This is a genomic window from Cohnella sp. (assembly GCF_041640265.1).
Classification (GTDB): Bacteria; Bacillota; Bacilli; order Paenibacillales; family Paenibacillaceae; genus Cohnella.
Map to the genome: position 1 here is coordinate 101,998 of NZ_JBEQAP010000006.1, position 14,438 is coordinate 116,435.

Genomic DNA, 14,438 nt, shown 5'->3' on the forward strand with positions numbered 1-14,438 from the left:
ATCTCCCTTCAGGGCTTGTTAAATATCTATAAACGCTTGTCCTATTCAATAAGTCCTAGAACTTCATAAACCTTTATCGGATGTGATTTCCCTTTGAACATACGATCTTCACCTTCATCAAACCGGAAGAACTCTTTGGTCTTCTCAAACACTTGCTCCGAGACGTGAACTTGTCCCTTCTTCGTCTGGGATTCGATCCTCGCAGCAATATTGACGTTATCCCCGATAGCAGTATAATCAACCCGCAGATAGGAGCCGATATTACCGACGACGACATTACCGGTATGAATTCCTATTCCTACATTGACTTCACATTGGTATTTCTCCAATATTTCGTCGCGGATTTTGTTCATACCCTGCTGAATTTCGTAAGCGGTTTTGACAGCCATTCGCTCGTGCTCGATAACTTCCAACGGTGCGTTGAATAGGATCATCGCTGCATCTCCGATAAACTTGTCGATTGTTCCTTTATTACTAAGTGTTGTCTCGGTTATCATGTTAAACATAGTGTTTAATGTATCAACAAGTTCAGGAGGTGTCAGCTTCTCGGAAAGTGGAGTAAAGCCGCGGATATCTAAGAATAGAATTGTAATAAGCTTCAGATCGCCGCCAAGCTTGATTTCAATATCCTGGGCAACGATTTGTTTAACGAGGTCTGGAGAAATGTAACGGCCAAATTGCCGGGTAACGAAGCTTTTCTGGACACTATCCATGTAGGACTTAAGAGAAACGTTTGCTAGGTAAGCCAATACCATCGCCAGTAACGAGTAAACTACATTCATATGTAAGGAAGAAGATTCATAAAGAGCAAATTGTCCATAAAGAACACCTGCGAATACTGCCAAGAATATGAGGATGGAGTAAATGTTCTTTAATCGCCACGGCAGCCAAATGAATAGCGCGAACAGCAAGACAGCTAACGCTTGCTCAGACCAGTTGGGAGTATAAGCGACTTCTGAGCCCTTTAGTAACTGATTAGTAATGTTCGCATGCGCATAAACGAGCTTGATATTTTTCTCGATAGGAGTAACACCGGCATCCTGTCCGCCATCGCTAGACAATCCGACCGCCGTAAATCCAACAAAAACGATTGCATCCTTAAACAGGTCGGCAGGTAACATTCCGTTAAGCACATCCACAAATGACACCGTTAGAAAATCATCTGTAACGAGCTCGTAGTCTATCGTTATCGTGTTTTTAGCTACATTTTCTTTTGTTTTCCTCGGATCTGTCAGCTTATCATATATACCTAGGTCCGCTCCGGCCATCTCCGCTGCTTTGTAAGCTAGGGACGGAATCACTTCTCCATCCGGGCCTTGAATCTTCAGCCATGTCTGCCTGATGACTCCATCGGGACTAATGACCCTATTAATATGCGCTTGCTGTGTTAACTCTGCGAACAGCTCGTAGGGCTTCGAGATCGCATGCGCCTTAATTAATTCATCGCGTTTAGCAATCGATGTACTGAAAACGTCACCCATAATGCCTACGACAGGCATAATAACATTCGGATAAGCAGCTAATGCCTCGGCAAAAGCCATGTCGCTGTCTGGACTTTCGCTTTGTTCACTGAACAGGATATCAAATGCAATCGCCTTTGGAATATTACCCTCTTGGTTCATATTAGCCAAGAATGGAGCATAGACAGCTCGATCCCAAGGAAATCTTCCTAGCTCCTCCAATGAAGCATCATCGATCGTCACAACGATAATACGCGGATCTGGGATACCATCCGCTGATTGCTTCATATTAAAGTCAAAAATTAAATTATCAATCTTCTGAAGGAAATGTCCTTGATAGATAAAATAGACCACCGCTAAAAGCACCACATTTAACACAATGGAAATTCTCTTAATTTTTTCCTTCAAGCCAAATCCCGCCCGCCCTATGAAAATCATTCCAATTATCACCTATTATAGCTTACGCAATAGGTTTTTTGTTGCATTTTGTCTAAAAAATGACTCAAATGACGAAAGTCACAAAAACCATGACAAAAAACCCCCTTTCTAGGTCGTAATTCCTAGAAAAGGGGGTTTTGAATACCAATAATTGTTACATGTTAAATTTCGAATCTGCAACTTTAATGGAATCCGTAGGACATCCGTCCGCTGCGTCTTGCAGATCATCATAAAGATCTTCTGGAATTTCTGTGTTACCGTGATTGCCGTCGCTGCCATATATGGTTTCTGCGAGGCCTTCATCATCATAGTCATAAATGTCAGGTGCCGTTGCTCCACAAGCACCGCAAGCAATGCAAGTGTCTTTATCTACGTAAGTAAACTTAGCCATGAATTAACCTCCTAGAATCAATCCGATTCATTAACAATAATAGATCACTACTGTCCAATATAATACAAAATGACTCTGAGATCAAACGAAATTGGAGATTAAACTCATCGTGATCCGCTCTTAATAATCATTCTCATCATTTATCGGTTTTTCCCGCAAGAAATCCTTCTGAAGCGAAGTTCCTCTTAATTTCTTATTTCGGATCAATGCAGAAGGATCATCCCCCAACATTCCTGCGGTTAGAATTGCGTTTTCACCGTATTTATCTCTCAGCGAATCCATCGCGGATACTAAACGATCCTTACGAGGCTTCTCCTCGAAGGAGAATAAATCCAACTGCAAGGGAGTATCTTCTTTGGAAGCCAAATTCTGCAAGGTTATCCCTAGGAGCCGCACGGGTTCTCCTTCTTTCCAGTGAGTATCCATCAGGCGACAGGCAACCTGATAGATTTCTTCCATCATATCCGTAGGTGTGTAGACCCCCGACGCCCTTGTAATAGTCCGCATATCCGGATCTCGAATCGTAATCGAAATGGTAGAGCATACCATTCGCTGATGCCTTAGCCGACGAGCTGTTTGGTCCGCTAGATTGAGCAGTACTCTTCGATATTGCTCCCTCCCGGTCAAATCTGCCGGAAGAGTCGTCGTGTGCCCAATAGATTTAGGCGCTTCCTGCAAGGGTTCAACAGGAGAATCATCCAAGCCGTTGGCGGCTTGCTTCATCCAAGCACCATAAATGCCAAAACGTTCTGTCAGCATTCTTTCATCAGCTGCTGCAAGCTCACCGATTGTCCGAATGTTAAGCCGTAGTAGTTTGTCCGCTGTGCGGGAACCAATTCCATACAAAGTTTGGCAAGGTTTGTGCCAGAGCAGCTTTGGAACCTCACGTCTGCGAAGAATGGTAATTGCATTGGGCTTGCGCAAGTCCGAGGCCATCTTAGCAAGCAGCTTATTCGGCGCAATGCCGATGGAGCAAGGTAAGGACAACTCCTCCCGGACTCTCCGCGCAATGATTTCGGCAATTTCAATGGGTGTCCCGAATTGTGAGCTCCCCGTAATATCGAGAAAGCATTCATCGATTGATACGGCTTCAAGCTGCGGCGTATAACTGCCGGCAATCCGCAAAAAACCACGGCTGTATTTGCGATATAGATCAAAGTCCGGGGGAATGATAATCAGCTCTGGACAGATGCTCAGCGCTTGACGGACAGTTGCGCCGGTTCGAATCCCTAGAGCCCTTGCTTCATAAGAGCTTGTAACAATAATTCCTTTGCGCAATTCCATACTACCCGCTACAGCTGTTGGCTTCCCTTTGTATAGGTCCGGTTGTTCGGCGGAATGAACGGAGCAATAAAATGCGTTCATATCAATATGAAGAATAATTCGACGTCTATTCTCGCTCACATTCATTCCCCCTGTCATAGTTTATTATATCGAGGGAATATACGTTCGCGCAATGCAGAGTTGCTCTCTACATTTATTGCAAGCCGTGCTATAATAGTTTCACCTGTTTTTACTTAAGGAGGCTTTACGCTTACGCATGACTACCCCCCTTTATATTTTCGATACTACTTTGCGCGATGGAACGCAAGGTGAAGGTATTAGCTTAACAGCAGAAGACAAGGTTAAAATTGCGCTCAAGCTTGATGCGTTGGGCGTCCATTATATTGAAGGCGGCAATCCCGGCAGCAATAGCAAGGACATCGAGTTTTTTCGTCGTGTCCGGGAATTGAAATTACAAGCGAAGCTGACAGCGTTCGGAAGCACACGGCGCAAAAATAGTACCTGCGAGCAAGACATCAATCTCCGGCACCTAACCGAATCCGGAGCCTCTGCAGCTACTTTGGTTGGCAAGAGCTGGGATTTCCACGTGCATACGGCACTTCAGACAACTTTAGAAGAAAATCTGGCAATGATCTATGAATCGTTAGCATATGTAAAAAACAGCGGAATGGAAGCATTGTTCGACGCTGAGCATTTCTTCGACGGCTACAAAGCAAATCCCGAGTATGCACTTGCCGCGCTTGCCAAAGCCAAAGCTGCAGGAGCCCAATGGATCGTATTATGCGATACGAATGGCGGGACGCTTCCAGGGGAAATCAGTGAAATCGTAACCCGCGTTGTGAAAGAAATCGATGCACCGATCGGCATTCATACCCACAACGATTGCGAGCTGGCCGTTGCGAACACTTTAGCCGCTATAACAGCTGGAGCCCGCCATATCCAAGGAACGATTAACGGTTATGGGGAACGGTGCGGCAACGCCAATCTCTGCTCGATTTTGCCTACCTTGCAGTTAAAGATGGGTTACCAGTGCGTCAGCGACGATCAGCTGAAGATGCTTACAGGTGTCGCTCGTTATGTAAGCGAGATCGCCAATGTACATTTGCCCGTTAACCAGCCTTATGTTGGAAATGCGGCATTTGCTCATAAAGGCGGTATTCACGTCTCTGCGATCATGAAGGATTCCAAGACATATGAACACATCTCGCCCGACCTCGTGGGGAATAAGCAGCGCGTGCTAGTCTCCGAGCTCGCGGGTCAGAGTAACATTCTGTCCAAGGCACAAGAAATGGGTCTGGAAGTGAGCACGGAAGGCTTGAAATCGCGGGATGTCATTGATCGGATTAAGGATCTGGAGCATCAGGGATATCAATTCGAGGGTGCTGACGCTTCTCTCGAGTTACTCTTAAGAGATGCTTACGGAGGCTCCGTTCAAGTGTTTACGGTCGACTCCTTCAAGATAATGGTTGAGAAAACCGCAGGTGAATTGCTTACAGAAGCGATTGTGAAAATTACGGTAGCAGGCGAGCAGGTTTATACGGTAGCAGAAGGCAACGGTCCTGTGAATGCGCTGGATAATGCCTTGCGGAAAGCTCTTATTCAGTTCTATCCGGGAATTCGCGATATTCATCTAAGCGACTATAAAGTACGGGTACTTGACGAGAAGGACGCTACGGCAGCCAAGGTTCGCGTACTCATCGAATCCACTGATTTCAATGATACGTGGAGCACCGTCGGCGTCTCCTCTAATGTCATCGAAGCGAGCTGGGAAGCACTCGTCGATAGCATACGTTATGCGCTCCTTGGGATGACGAAGAATGATTCAGCTCCTGATTTATCGCGTGGAACCCAAGGCTTAGTGAATCATTAAAAATTATTTTTGAAAAAAAGGGCATTCCCAGAAGTTAATGACTTCTAGGAATGCCCTCTTTTTTGCCTAATCGTGCTTATTGCTGCGAATTTAAAACCCCGTCCAAATGCATCTCCCACTCTTCCCGACTAATGACACCTTCAATCCGCTCGCGAATGACGCCATTCCGATCTATGATGAAGCTTATCGGGTAGGAAAATACTTTATACAAATCTCCAACATCACCCTTAGCATCTGTAAGGACAGGAAAAACGAAACCCTGCTCCTTGACGAAATCCTTCGCTTCTCTTAGCTTATCGTATTTGGTTGCATTTACCGCATATAAGTCAAGCTTATCCTTATGCTTTTCATATATATCCTTCAAGTCAGGGGCTTCAACCTCGCACGGCCCGCACCACGCAGCCCAGAAATTGATGATTAGCGCTTTATCCCTCTTGCCTCCAACCTGAAAGGTTGAAGCGCCGTCTAGGGATGCAAGATCAAACGAGGGCGCATAATGATTTTTCTTCGGCTCGGGTTTTATCGGTATATCCGTCAGACTGACATCTACAACGGCATTACCCGCTGATTGTTGAGACTTATCGTCCCGGTCATTCCATATAAATACAGCAGCAACAGCAATCAATACCAAACCTAATACGAGCATATTTCTTTTCATTCGAAACCTCACTCTTCTTAGCATAGGTGTTTCTTCTCATTCTAACGCATTTCCTTCTCGAGTTCCAATCTCCTGATAGGGTCGGGTGCATATCAAGTTAACCGCGTGGGAACCTTATGCACTGTTATCATGATCCGGATTCGCCATAAGGAGGAGCTCTGATTGTCCACTTCAACTAAATCCAAGCCTAAGCTCACCGTGACTTTCACAAGCGATATCTCCGACGCACCTTCTTCGAAGAAGGCTAAATCCGTTCCCGATGAGAAAAATAAACGCAAAAATAAAATTTGGGAATACATTGCCCTCTCTACGGTTCCATTGGTGCTTGTTCTTGGTAATTCGATGCTCGTCCCTATTTTACCCACATTGAGGAGAGAGCTTGGAATCACCCAATTCCAAAGCAGCCTGGTCATTAGCTTGTTCTCTGTTTCTGCTGCCCTTATTATCCCGATTGCTGGTTATTTGTCCGACCGGTTCAGTCGCAAAGCTGTAATTGTTCCTTCGCTAATCCTTTATGGAGGAGCGGGAATACTAGCAGGTTTCGGCGCGGTTTGGGACTCTTACGGGATATTGATTGGCGCCAGAGCGCTTCAGGGAATCGGAGCCGCAGGAACAGCTCCCATTGCTATGGCACTTGTCGGCGACCTCTACAAGGATGCGCAGGAAAGCCAGGCGCTTGGCCTTATTGAGGCATCCAATGGCGCCGGGAAGGTCGTCAGTCCTATTCTCGGCTCCCTCTTCGCGCTTATAGTCTGGTATGCCGCCTTCTTTGCCTTTCCAGCCTTTTGTGTATTATCACTTCTGGCTATCATTTTTCTAATCAAGGAGCCAAAACGCAAGGAAGAACCTAAACCAATCAAGCAATATATTCAGTCTATCCGCCGTATATTCGCCAAGCATGGACGCTGGCTTATCTCATCATTTTTCGCTGGCTCGTTAGCGTTATTCATTTTGTTCGGCGTGCTTTTTTTTCTGTCCGATATTTTGGAGGAGCCCCCTTATTCGATTGAAGGTGTCCGCAAAGGCTTTATCCTGGCGATTCCCCTATTCGGAATGGTAACAACCGCTTTTATTACCGGGTCGGTTATCAAAAAAAACGGAGTATTAATTCGGCGACTTATGAATATCGGTCTTATCTTGATGGTTATCTCCTTAGCCCTCGCGATCTGGCTGAATACGAATCTGTACTTTTTTATCGGCTTATTAACTCTGAGCAGCATCGGGACAGGCCTGTTGCTTCCCTGTTTGAATACCATGATCACCGGGGCAGTCGAGAAAGCCGAACGCGGTATGATCACATCGCTTTACAGCAGCCTGCGTTTTTTTGGCGTTGCCTTCGGTCCTCCGTTATTTGGATGGCTCATGGGAATATCCCATCAAATCGTATTCATAACGGTATCCGCACTATCTTTAATTGCTTTAGGATTGGTGTTCTTCATGGTTAAGCCAGGAAAACAAGTCCAATAAGAGTTGCCAGGGCTCGCCGCCATCGCTCATACTGTACATTGAGGAGCGGTGGTAAATATGGGACAAATAACTTCAGTCGGACTCAGCCAAGCTTTGGAGAATAACCTTCTTTCGACTTGCCAACGCAGGTTGCCTTATGAAACATGCGGAGTTCTTTATGGCACTGAATACAAGTCTGATGGTAGTGGCAAAGTCATTGTTGACGGGTTTATAGTCATAAGAAACAATTCATCATCAGCGACTAATTCATTCTCTTTTCACCCCGAGGATTGGATCGGCGTCTATTTCCAAGCACAAAAAAACCAACGAAATATCGTCGGTTTTTTCCATTCGCATCCACAAGGAACAGCACTGCCGAGCATCAGAGACGAGCAGGATTCAATTCCTTGGAGGACTTATTTGATTGTCAGTCTTACGAAAGGAAACAAAATGATTGCCGCATATCAACGTAGCTCCCCGCACCAATGGGTAAGCTTACCGATCTTGCGAGAGCTGTAACAATCAATGTCTGCTTAAATAAGCGTAAAGCTCGCCAAGAGTCGTCACTTGACGATCCATGATCAGTTTTAGAAATCGGAAATAAAGCTTAGCCGTCATCATCGAATCATGGAGTGCATGATGGCGCTCGGTAATTTCTATTCCATAACGTTCTAACACTTCATCCAATCCATAATGAATGGCCTTAGGCTCAAGCCATTTGGCTATCATCATAGTATCTACAACTCTGTGCGTTAAGTTGATTTTAGATGTACGCCACAGCGCTGCGTTCAGAAATTGCTTATCATGCCCACTGCCATGTGCGATCAAAACCCGCTTGCCTACAAAGTCCATGAAATCATGCAAGGATTGCATTAAATCAGGTGCATCCTCTGCCATTTCATTCGTGATTCCTGTCAGCTCGGTAATATGTCTCGGAACTTTTCTCTTCGGATTAACAAGCCGATAGAACGGCTCTGCCTCCCCGAAATCCCCTCCTCGGATGATGACTCCGCCAATTGAAAGGATTTCATCTCCATTATATGGGTTAAAACCAGTCGTCTCCAGATCAAAGACAACAGCTTCCATATCTGACAACTGCATCTCTAACGAACTTTCTTTACGCTGATCACGTGACATCGAACGGATAAAGGCCATTTGCTGCGCATTGGATGAACCAAGCATAGAAGCAATGGCCGGGGTAATCCCTCCCATTTTATACAGATGCCACATACGCCCCATATTCGAATCCTTGGGCTCCTTCAATCCCTTCACCTCCCGCCGAAGCGGTGCTGCAGCTCTTTTTGAACTCTTCGCTGAATTTTTTTGCCGGATTTTAGAGCTTTTTTAAGTGGTACCGTCATTTCCTTTGTTAATTGTTCCGGAGGAATTTTTCCAGTACCGATCATCTGACCTTCTTCATTCGAAACTGTCGTTAACATTCGCATTTTCAGAAAAAACAAGAAAGCTTCACGAGCCTCTTCGGCTTCTTCATCAGATAACAATCCAACTTGTCTTAGAGACTCAATGCGCTGAAGCGTGCCCGTCTCCCGAATTCCAGCTTGCACCGCCAATAGTCTAAAAGCATTTACCATTGGAATATAAGCTCCATATTTGATATCTAAGCTGCCGGCGTCCACCCCGTACCTTTCGGTCAACAGTTGGCCGAACACCCCCACGAGCACTTTATGACGCAGCGTGTTCTCCATCATTCTTCGAGCAATAACAGGAGAACCGAGCAAGTCGCTGAAAAACCGATCCTGCAGGCTCTCTGCAAGCAATAAGTCACCTGCCACCGGCCTCCCATCTGCTACGATAAGCAGATAACGAACGTTTTCCCAACTTGGCTCCGCAAACCAATTATCGATCTTCTTCGCCCAGTCTCTCATCGACAGACACCATTCTGGATTCGATGCAATAACTTTGCCTTCACAAGGAGGATAACCCAGTACGACTAGATGCTCTACAACAACCTCTGTGAATGCAGCAAAATAAGTTCTACAGCGTTCTTCGGTAGCTTCATTAGCGGGAGTTTCATAAACAAGACCACTGTCTTGATCACTGCACATCGTCTGCTCATAACGTCCGCCGCTGCCATAAAGCATATACGCATAAGGCACGGGTGGGGTACCAAGCCCCAACCGTGCCAAATCGTTTTCTGCAAGCTTCAAGGCTTGAGTGATTAGAGAATCATGAAGTTCATTCAAGGTCTCAACCACCGCGTGGACCGGAGAGGTGGACAATTCCGCCGCAAGTATGTTTTGCTCTGTTTCCCTTACCAATCGTAATTGAGTAAGATCATCGGCGCCGGTGATGTCTAGCAACCGCTTCTCCCATATGGGATTCGACATGCGGTTAGTACCCCTCCTGTGATTACGCCGGTGATAGAACTATCTGAGTTAGACCGACGTGCCAGCTTTTTTCATTTGTTCCGGATAACCGTAGTTACCATGCTCGCTTAAATCCAAACCGATAATTTCTTGCTCTTCTGTTACACGGAAGCCAATGGCCTTTTTCACAACCCACAATACGATGAAGGATGCAAGGAAAGCGAAGAGTCCACATACGACGACCGATTCCAATTGAACCCACAGTTGATCTGCTCCACCGCCGTAGAACAATCCTGGTTTACCGATGCCTACTTTGGCAACCAATTCTTCTGTAGCAAACAAACCATTCGCTAACGTACCCCAGATTCCTGCTGCTCCATGAACGGAAAGTGCAAAGATTGGATCGTCAACTTTAATTTTCTCAAAAAATCTTGCGCTGAAGACGACAAGGACACCGGCCACCAAACCGATTACAACAGCCGCCCAAGGATCGACGAAGGCACAAGATGCCGTGATGGCAACGAGACCCGCAAGCGCACCATTTAGCATTGCGGTAATATCCGCTTTACCGTTAACCAACCAAGACATCAACAAGGCTGCTACAGCACCTGCAGCTGCACCCAATTGCGTATTGAATGCGACGAATCCGAAGAATCCATCACCGATCGCTACAGTACTGCCCGCATTAAAGCCAAACCAGCCAACCCATAGAATTAAAACAGCCAAAGCCGTGAATACTTGGTTATGTCCAAGTATCTCATTGGAAGAGCCGTCTTTATTGAATTTGCCGATACGCGGTTTGAGTAAGATTGTCGCCGCAAGAGCAGCGGCAGCACCTGTTAAGTGAACAACCGTGGATCCCGCGAAATCCTGCGCGCCATCAGTAGCGAGCCATCCGCCGCCCCAGATCCAGTGGGCAATAACCGGATAGATAACGGATACGAAAAATAAGGTGAAAATAAGGTAAGCAGACAATTTTGCCCGTTCTGCGAATCCTCCCCAAGCGATGGACAACGATACTGCCGCAAACGCAAGTTGGAAAATGAAGAATACCGAGGATGGGTAATTATCTCCCTCTCCTGCTGCCAACGATGGCTCGAAGAAGAAATTGCCCAATCCGATTATTTTATTAACTGATTCCGAAGCATCGCCGCCGAATGCAAATCCATAACCGACAGCCCAGTATACTAATGATGCAAGACCAACAGTGAAAATTGTTTTACCGGCAACGTGTCCGGCATTTTTCATTCGTGTAGAACCTGCTTCTAGAAGAATAAAGCCGCCTTGCATGAGCAGTACCAAGATAGCTGCGAGCATAACCCATAATGCGTTAAGCCCCATGTTCAGTTGTGCTGCCGATGGATCCTCCGCGAATGCGATGGTCGGGAATAACACGAGAAGTGCCCCCAACGATATCAGACTCTTTTTAACCATGCTGACCACTCCCTACGTGTAATGTTTCATGACATAATAAGAAAGCCTTAGTGTCATTATAGGGTGCTCCTTCGGATTTGACAATACAGTTTTCACAAAAAAAATCAAAATTATCGCCAAATATCTAACATTAGAGGGGTTTTCACTATACAATGTTAGGATTTAGACCTTTTAAATTCAAAATTTTGGATAATATACGATTTATTAGGCCTGTTGTAATTCTACCACGTATCACACTATTTTTAATGTGAGAGATTATTCCATCTATTGTAGAAACAATTTAGAATAAAGAGATATTAACCTAAGGATGACGTTTGACTGTATCGTTTGTGATTCGGTATGATAGAGGTCTAAGCCACAAGCAAGAAAGAAGGTGAGCTCGATGAGTAAAGGATCGCCGAATGCCCCGCGCCTATATCGGATTGGAGAGCTTTCACTCCTTGCCGGCATAAGTCCTCGAACTATTGATTATTATACAGGACTCGGTCTATTGGCTCCAGCCAAAAGAACAACCGGGAATTACAGATTATATGACGATGAAACCCTGTCACGCATTCGTCGTATTGAACTATTGAAAGCACAGAAATATTCATTAGAGGAGATCCGCGAGCAGTTCACTTCCATGAACCGAGTCATCTCAGATGAAGCCGTATCCCGAAAGCTTTCAGAGTTGCAGACTCATTTAGCCCAGCTAGAGCGCGAGGTCAAGGAGCTTGAACCCGTCCTGGACCAATTGAAGCCGAAGCAAGCCAAACAGCTTTTCCGTACTCTTACCCCCCAGACCGCAGCCTGTGTAGAGGCTCTTCTCCTGCTAATGGGGAAAAGTAACTTTATGTAGCTCTCCCGTGCCCGTATTTTTATGAGAATTCGATTTCCGCCCTCTCTAACGCCTGTCACGAGGTTAGTCATGCATCCAGCAAGAAAAAAAGGGGTTGAACGGGAAGTCCATTTCCTGTTCAATCCCTTTTTCTGCAGTAAATCATTAAGCCTTGTATTGATCTTTGAAAAACTCGATTAAAAAAGCATGAAATATCTGCACAACAAGCGGGAGCTTCTCTCCTGTACGGCGAATGAGCCCAATCGTTCGAGTTACATGCGGCTCAATCACCTTAACGACTGCAGGCATCATCGAGCTAGTTTCATACAAGGCCATCTCCGGCAGCAGGCTTACTCCCATTCCCGCAGCAACTAAACCTCTTATCGTCTCTGTCTCCTCCCCCTCAAAGCCAATCTTAGGAGTGAATCCAGCCGCTTTGCAGGCATCCCATACGATTGGCCTTAGAGAATATCCATTGCTGAATAGAACGAAATTCTCATCCTTCAGTTCACTCAAATGAATAGAGTCTTCGACGGCCAACCGATGATTCTCCGGAAGAATAGCGAACAACTCTTCCGTCAATACAACCTCACCTGTTACATATTCATTCTTGTCTGGATACGGCGAAATAAAAGCAAGATCGACCTCTGCATCAGCCACATCACGAATAAGCGAAGGATACATTCCTTGGCGGAATCTAAATTTCACGTTAGGATGAAGCTTACGGAAGGCAGCAACCGCCTGAGGGACTAGATTGATACCCAAGCTATGCGGAAATCCAAGTCGAATTTCACCGACCTCTGGATCGAGAAATTCATGTATTTCCGCAACCGCACGATCTAAATCTCCTAGCAGTGTTTCAGCACGTCGAAGAAACAGCTGGCCAACGGGCGTCAATTGGACATTACGCCCTCTCTGCATAAACAGGCGAATGCCAAGCTCTTCTTCTAACCGATGGATTTGTCTACTAACCGCGGACTGAGCAACATGAAGCTCCTCCGCCGCCTTGGTTACATGCTGAAGCCGTGCGACCTGTACGAAATATTGCAGCTGACGCAGTTCCACTTCACTCTACGCTCCTTACTGCGCAAAAGAAACGTGGGATCAACCTGACCCCACGTTTTGCCTGAGTGTTCAATTTAATAAGCAGCTATTACAATTCAACTTCAAAACCGGCATTTTTCCAGGCTGTTGTGCCCCCCTCAATATAGGCAACATCCGTGAACCCCATTTGCTTCAGCAAATAAGCTCCCAGAGCCGCTTGGCCGCCTGCGCCGCAAGTTATGAGAACCGAACGGCTGCGATCCGAAAGGCGGGCATCGCGAAAGCTCTCCGGCAATTCCAAATCAGCCCGGATAGGAAGCATCCCTAATGTAATATTAACACTGCTCGGAATAAGGCCGCATGCGCCAGAATCAGCAGCATCTTGAACATCGATTACCAGGGTGTCCGGATTCTCTTTCATTTTTTCCTTCGCAGCAGCAGAAGATACTCCCGGGACGTTTTCTTTTGCCTCAGCTACCATTTGACGAAATGTTTTAGCCATTGATTGAAAATCCTCCTTGACATGATTAGGTAATGTTTTACTATCTCATCAATTTTAACATTTTGTCCGTATCACTGTACAGAAAAAGGCTGGCAGTGCAAGAGAAAATTCGTCTGCCATGTAAGTTAGGTTATAATAAGGTATGTCAAACCAACTCATCTAGGAGGAAAAAGGAAATGACTCAAGAAAGAACAGGTGTAGCTACCAGAAAAGGTAACCCCATTACGCTCATTGGTCCCGAATTGAAAGTCGGCGACCGAGCGCCGGATTTTCAATTGAACAAAACGGTAGATGAAATTGTCACTCTCAAAGACTATGCAGGAAAGGTCAAGCTAATGAGCGTCGTTCCCTCGATCGACACCGGCGTATGTGATGCCCAAACCCGTCGATTCAACGAAGAAGCATCCAAACTGGGCGACAACGTTGTCATTATTACAATAAGCGCGGATCTCCCTTATGCACAAGCCCGTTGGTGCGGAGCAGCTGGAGTTGATCGTGTCGTCATGTTATCCGACTACAAAGACAGCAGCTTCGGTAAATCTTACGGTGTCTTTATAAAAGAATCTCACCTAGATATGAGATCGATCTTCGTCGTTGACGCTAACGATCAAATTACTTATGTAGAAGTGCTTAAGGAAATGACTGAACATCCCGATTATGAAGCAGCGGTTGCAGCAGTGAAGAGTTTGCTCTAATCTCTTCTCTCCTCTAAACAAATACAACAAAAGCGAGGTTAAGGCCAAAAGCCTTCCTCGCTTTTCATTTTG

The 14,438-nt window shown here is 45.8% G+C and carries 14 protein-coding genes; 5 read left to right on the forward strand and 9 right to left on the reverse strand.

Features of this window, described 5'->3' with window-relative positions; translation table 11 throughout:
• Positions 1-41 precede the first annotated feature (41 nt).
• The 3 genes from ACESLK_RS06975 to ACESLK_RS06985 all read right to left on the reverse strand — a co-directional run bounded on the left by ACESLK_RS06975 (position 42) and on the right by ACESLK_RS06985 (position 3,699).
• On the reverse strand, positions 42-1,868 hold the full coding sequence (locus ACESLK_RS06975; protein ID WP_372663859.1) for a CHASE2 domain-containing protein: 1,827 nt from the start codon (positions 1,866-1,868) through the stop codon (positions 42-44).
• A 184-nt stretch (positions 1,869-2,052) separates the two neighbouring features.
• On the reverse strand, positions 2,053-2,289 hold the full coding sequence (locus tag ACESLK_RS06980; RefSeq protein WP_372663861.1) for a ferredoxin: 237 nt from the start codon (positions 2,287-2,289) through the stop codon (positions 2,053-2,055).
• Positions 2,290-2,409: 120 nt separating this feature from the next.
• Positions 2,410-3,699, reverse strand: coding sequence for a DNA polymerase IV (locus ACESLK_RS06985; protein WP_372663863.1), 1,290 nt, complete (start codon positions 3,697-3,699; stop codon positions 2,410-2,412).
• A gap of 130 nt (positions 3,700-3,829) precedes the next feature.
• On the opposite strand from ACESLK_RS06985, the gene cimA reads away from it, so the two are divergent.
• Positions 3,830-5,443 carry a citramalate synthase gene (cimA, locus tag ACESLK_RS06990; protein ID WP_372663865.1) on the forward strand — a complete coding sequence of 538 codons (1,614 nt, stop codon included), beginning with the start codon at positions 3,830-3,832 and terminating at the stop codon, positions 5,441-5,443.
• 76 nt (positions 5,444-5,519) lie between these two features.
• On the opposite strand, the gene ACESLK_RS06995 is transcribed toward cimA, so the two are convergent.
• Entirely contained in the window at positions 5,520-6,101 is a 582-nt protein-coding gene (locus ACESLK_RS06995; protein ID WP_372663867.1) for a TlpA family protein disulfide reductase, read from the reverse strand.
• A gap of 162 nt (positions 6,102-6,263) precedes the next feature.
• On the opposite strand from ACESLK_RS06995, the gene ACESLK_RS07000 reads away from it, so the two are divergent.
• Together ACESLK_RS07000 and ACESLK_RS07005 are read left to right on the forward strand one after the other, a co-directional pair.
• Positions 6,264-7,568 (forward strand): MFS transporter, encoded by a 1,305-nt coding sequence (locus ACESLK_RS07000; protein ID WP_372663869.1) that lies wholly within the window; start codon positions 6,264-6,266, stop codon positions 7,566-7,568.
• 57 nt (positions 7,569-7,625) lie between these two features.
• Positions 7,626-8,066, forward strand: coding sequence for a M67 family metallopeptidase (locus ACESLK_RS07005; protein WP_372663871.1), 441 nt, complete (start codon positions 7,626-7,628; stop codon positions 8,064-8,066).
• Positions 8,067-8,069: 3 nt separating this feature from the next.
• Here the strand turns inward: ACESLK_RS07005 and ACESLK_RS07010 are convergent, their stop codons facing one another.
• From ACESLK_RS07010 to ACESLK_RS07020, 3 genes are read right to left on the reverse strand one after another with little or no spacing between them, the layout of a single operon-like run.
• On the reverse strand, positions 8,070-8,810 hold the full coding sequence (locus ACESLK_RS07010; RefSeq protein ID WP_372663873.1) for an exonuclease domain-containing protein: 741 nt from the start codon (positions 8,808-8,810) through the stop codon (positions 8,070-8,072).
• Positions 8,811-8,815: 5 nt separating this feature from the next.
• Complete coding sequence (locus ACESLK_RS07015; RefSeq protein ID WP_372663874.1) at positions 8,816-9,895, reverse strand: DUF294 nucleotidyltransferase-like domain-containing protein; 1,080 nt, start codon at positions 9,893-9,895, stop codon at positions 8,816-8,818.
• A gap of 48 nt (positions 9,896-9,943) precedes the next feature.
• Positions 9,944-11,308 (reverse strand): ammonium transporter, encoded by a 1,365-nt coding sequence (locus ACESLK_RS07020; protein WP_372663876.1) that lies wholly within the window; start codon positions 11,306-11,308, stop codon positions 9,944-9,946.
• 382 nt (positions 11,309-11,690) lie between these two features.
• Here ACESLK_RS07020 and ACESLK_RS07025 point away from each other — a divergent pair, with 382 nt between their 5' ends.
• Positions 11,691-12,146: a MerR family transcriptional regulator gene (locus ACESLK_RS07025; RefSeq protein ID WP_372663878.1), complete on the forward strand. Its 456-nt coding sequence runs from the start codon at positions 11,691-11,693 to the stop codon at positions 12,144-12,146.
• A 144-nt stretch (positions 12,147-12,290) separates the two neighbouring features.
• Here ACESLK_RS07025 and gltC read toward each other — a convergent pair whose 3' ends face one another.
• Positions 12,291-13,190: a glutamate biosynthesis transcriptional regulator GltC gene (gltC, locus tag ACESLK_RS07030; protein WP_372663880.1), complete on the reverse strand. Its 900-nt coding sequence runs from the start codon at positions 13,188-13,190 to the stop codon at positions 12,291-12,293.
• 88 nt (positions 13,191-13,278) lie between these two features.
• Positions 13,279-13,671: a rhodanese-like domain-containing protein gene (locus ACESLK_RS07035; RefSeq protein WP_372663882.1), complete on the reverse strand. Its 393-nt coding sequence runs from the start codon at positions 13,669-13,671 to the stop codon at positions 13,279-13,281.
• Between the two features lie 176 nt (positions 13,672-13,847).
• On the opposite strand from ACESLK_RS07035, the gene tpx reads away from it, so the two are divergent.
• The gene (gene tpx / locus ACESLK_RS07040; RefSeq protein ID WP_372663884.1) at positions 13,848-14,366 is read left to right on the forward strand and encodes a thiol peroxidase; all 519 of its coding nucleotides are present in this window, start codon (positions 13,848-13,850) and stop codon (positions 14,364-14,366) included.
• Positions 14,367-14,438: the final 72 nt, after the last annotated feature.

Excerpts from the sequence above, each read along its gene's own strand:
- ACESLK_RS06980 (WP_372663861.1), bottom strand. The coding sequence starts at position 2,289 with ATGGCTAAGTTTACTTACGTAGATAAAGACACTTGCATTGCTTGCGGT.
- tpx (WP_372663884.1), top strand. The coding sequence starts at position 13,848 with ATGACTCAAGAAAGAACAGGTGTAGCTACCAGAAAAGGTAACCCCATT.
- ACESLK_RS07035 (WP_372663882.1), bottom strand. The coding sequence starts at position 13,671 with ATGGCTAAAACATTTCGTCAAATGGTAGCTGAGGCAAAAGAAAACGTC.
- ACESLK_RS06995 (WP_372663867.1), bottom strand. The coding sequence starts at position 6,101 with ATGAAAAGAAATATGCTCGTATTAGGTTTGGTATTGATTGCTGTTGCT.
- ACESLK_RS07015 (WP_372663874.1), bottom strand. The coding sequence starts at position 9,895 with ATGTCGAATCCCATATGGGAGAAGCGGTTGCTAGACATCACCGGCGCC.
- ACESLK_RS07025 (WP_372663878.1), top strand. The coding sequence starts at position 11,691 with ATGAGTAAAGGATCGCCGAATGCCCCGCGCCTATATCGGATTGGAGAG.
- cimA (WP_372663865.1), top strand. The coding sequence starts at position 3,830 with ATGACTACCCCCCTTTATATTTTCGATACTACTTTGCGCGATGGAACG.
- ACESLK_RS07020 (WP_372663876.1), bottom strand. The coding sequence starts at position 11,308 with ATGGTTAAAAAGAGTCTGATATCGTTGGGGGCACTTCTCGTGTTATTC.
- ACESLK_RS07005 (WP_372663871.1), top strand. The coding sequence starts at position 7,626 with ATGGGACAAATAACTTCAGTCGGACTCAGCCAAGCTTTGGAGAATAAC.
- ACESLK_RS06985 (WP_372663863.1), bottom strand. The coding sequence starts at position 3,699 with ATGAATGTGAGCGAGAATAGACGTCGAATTATTCTTCATATTGATATG.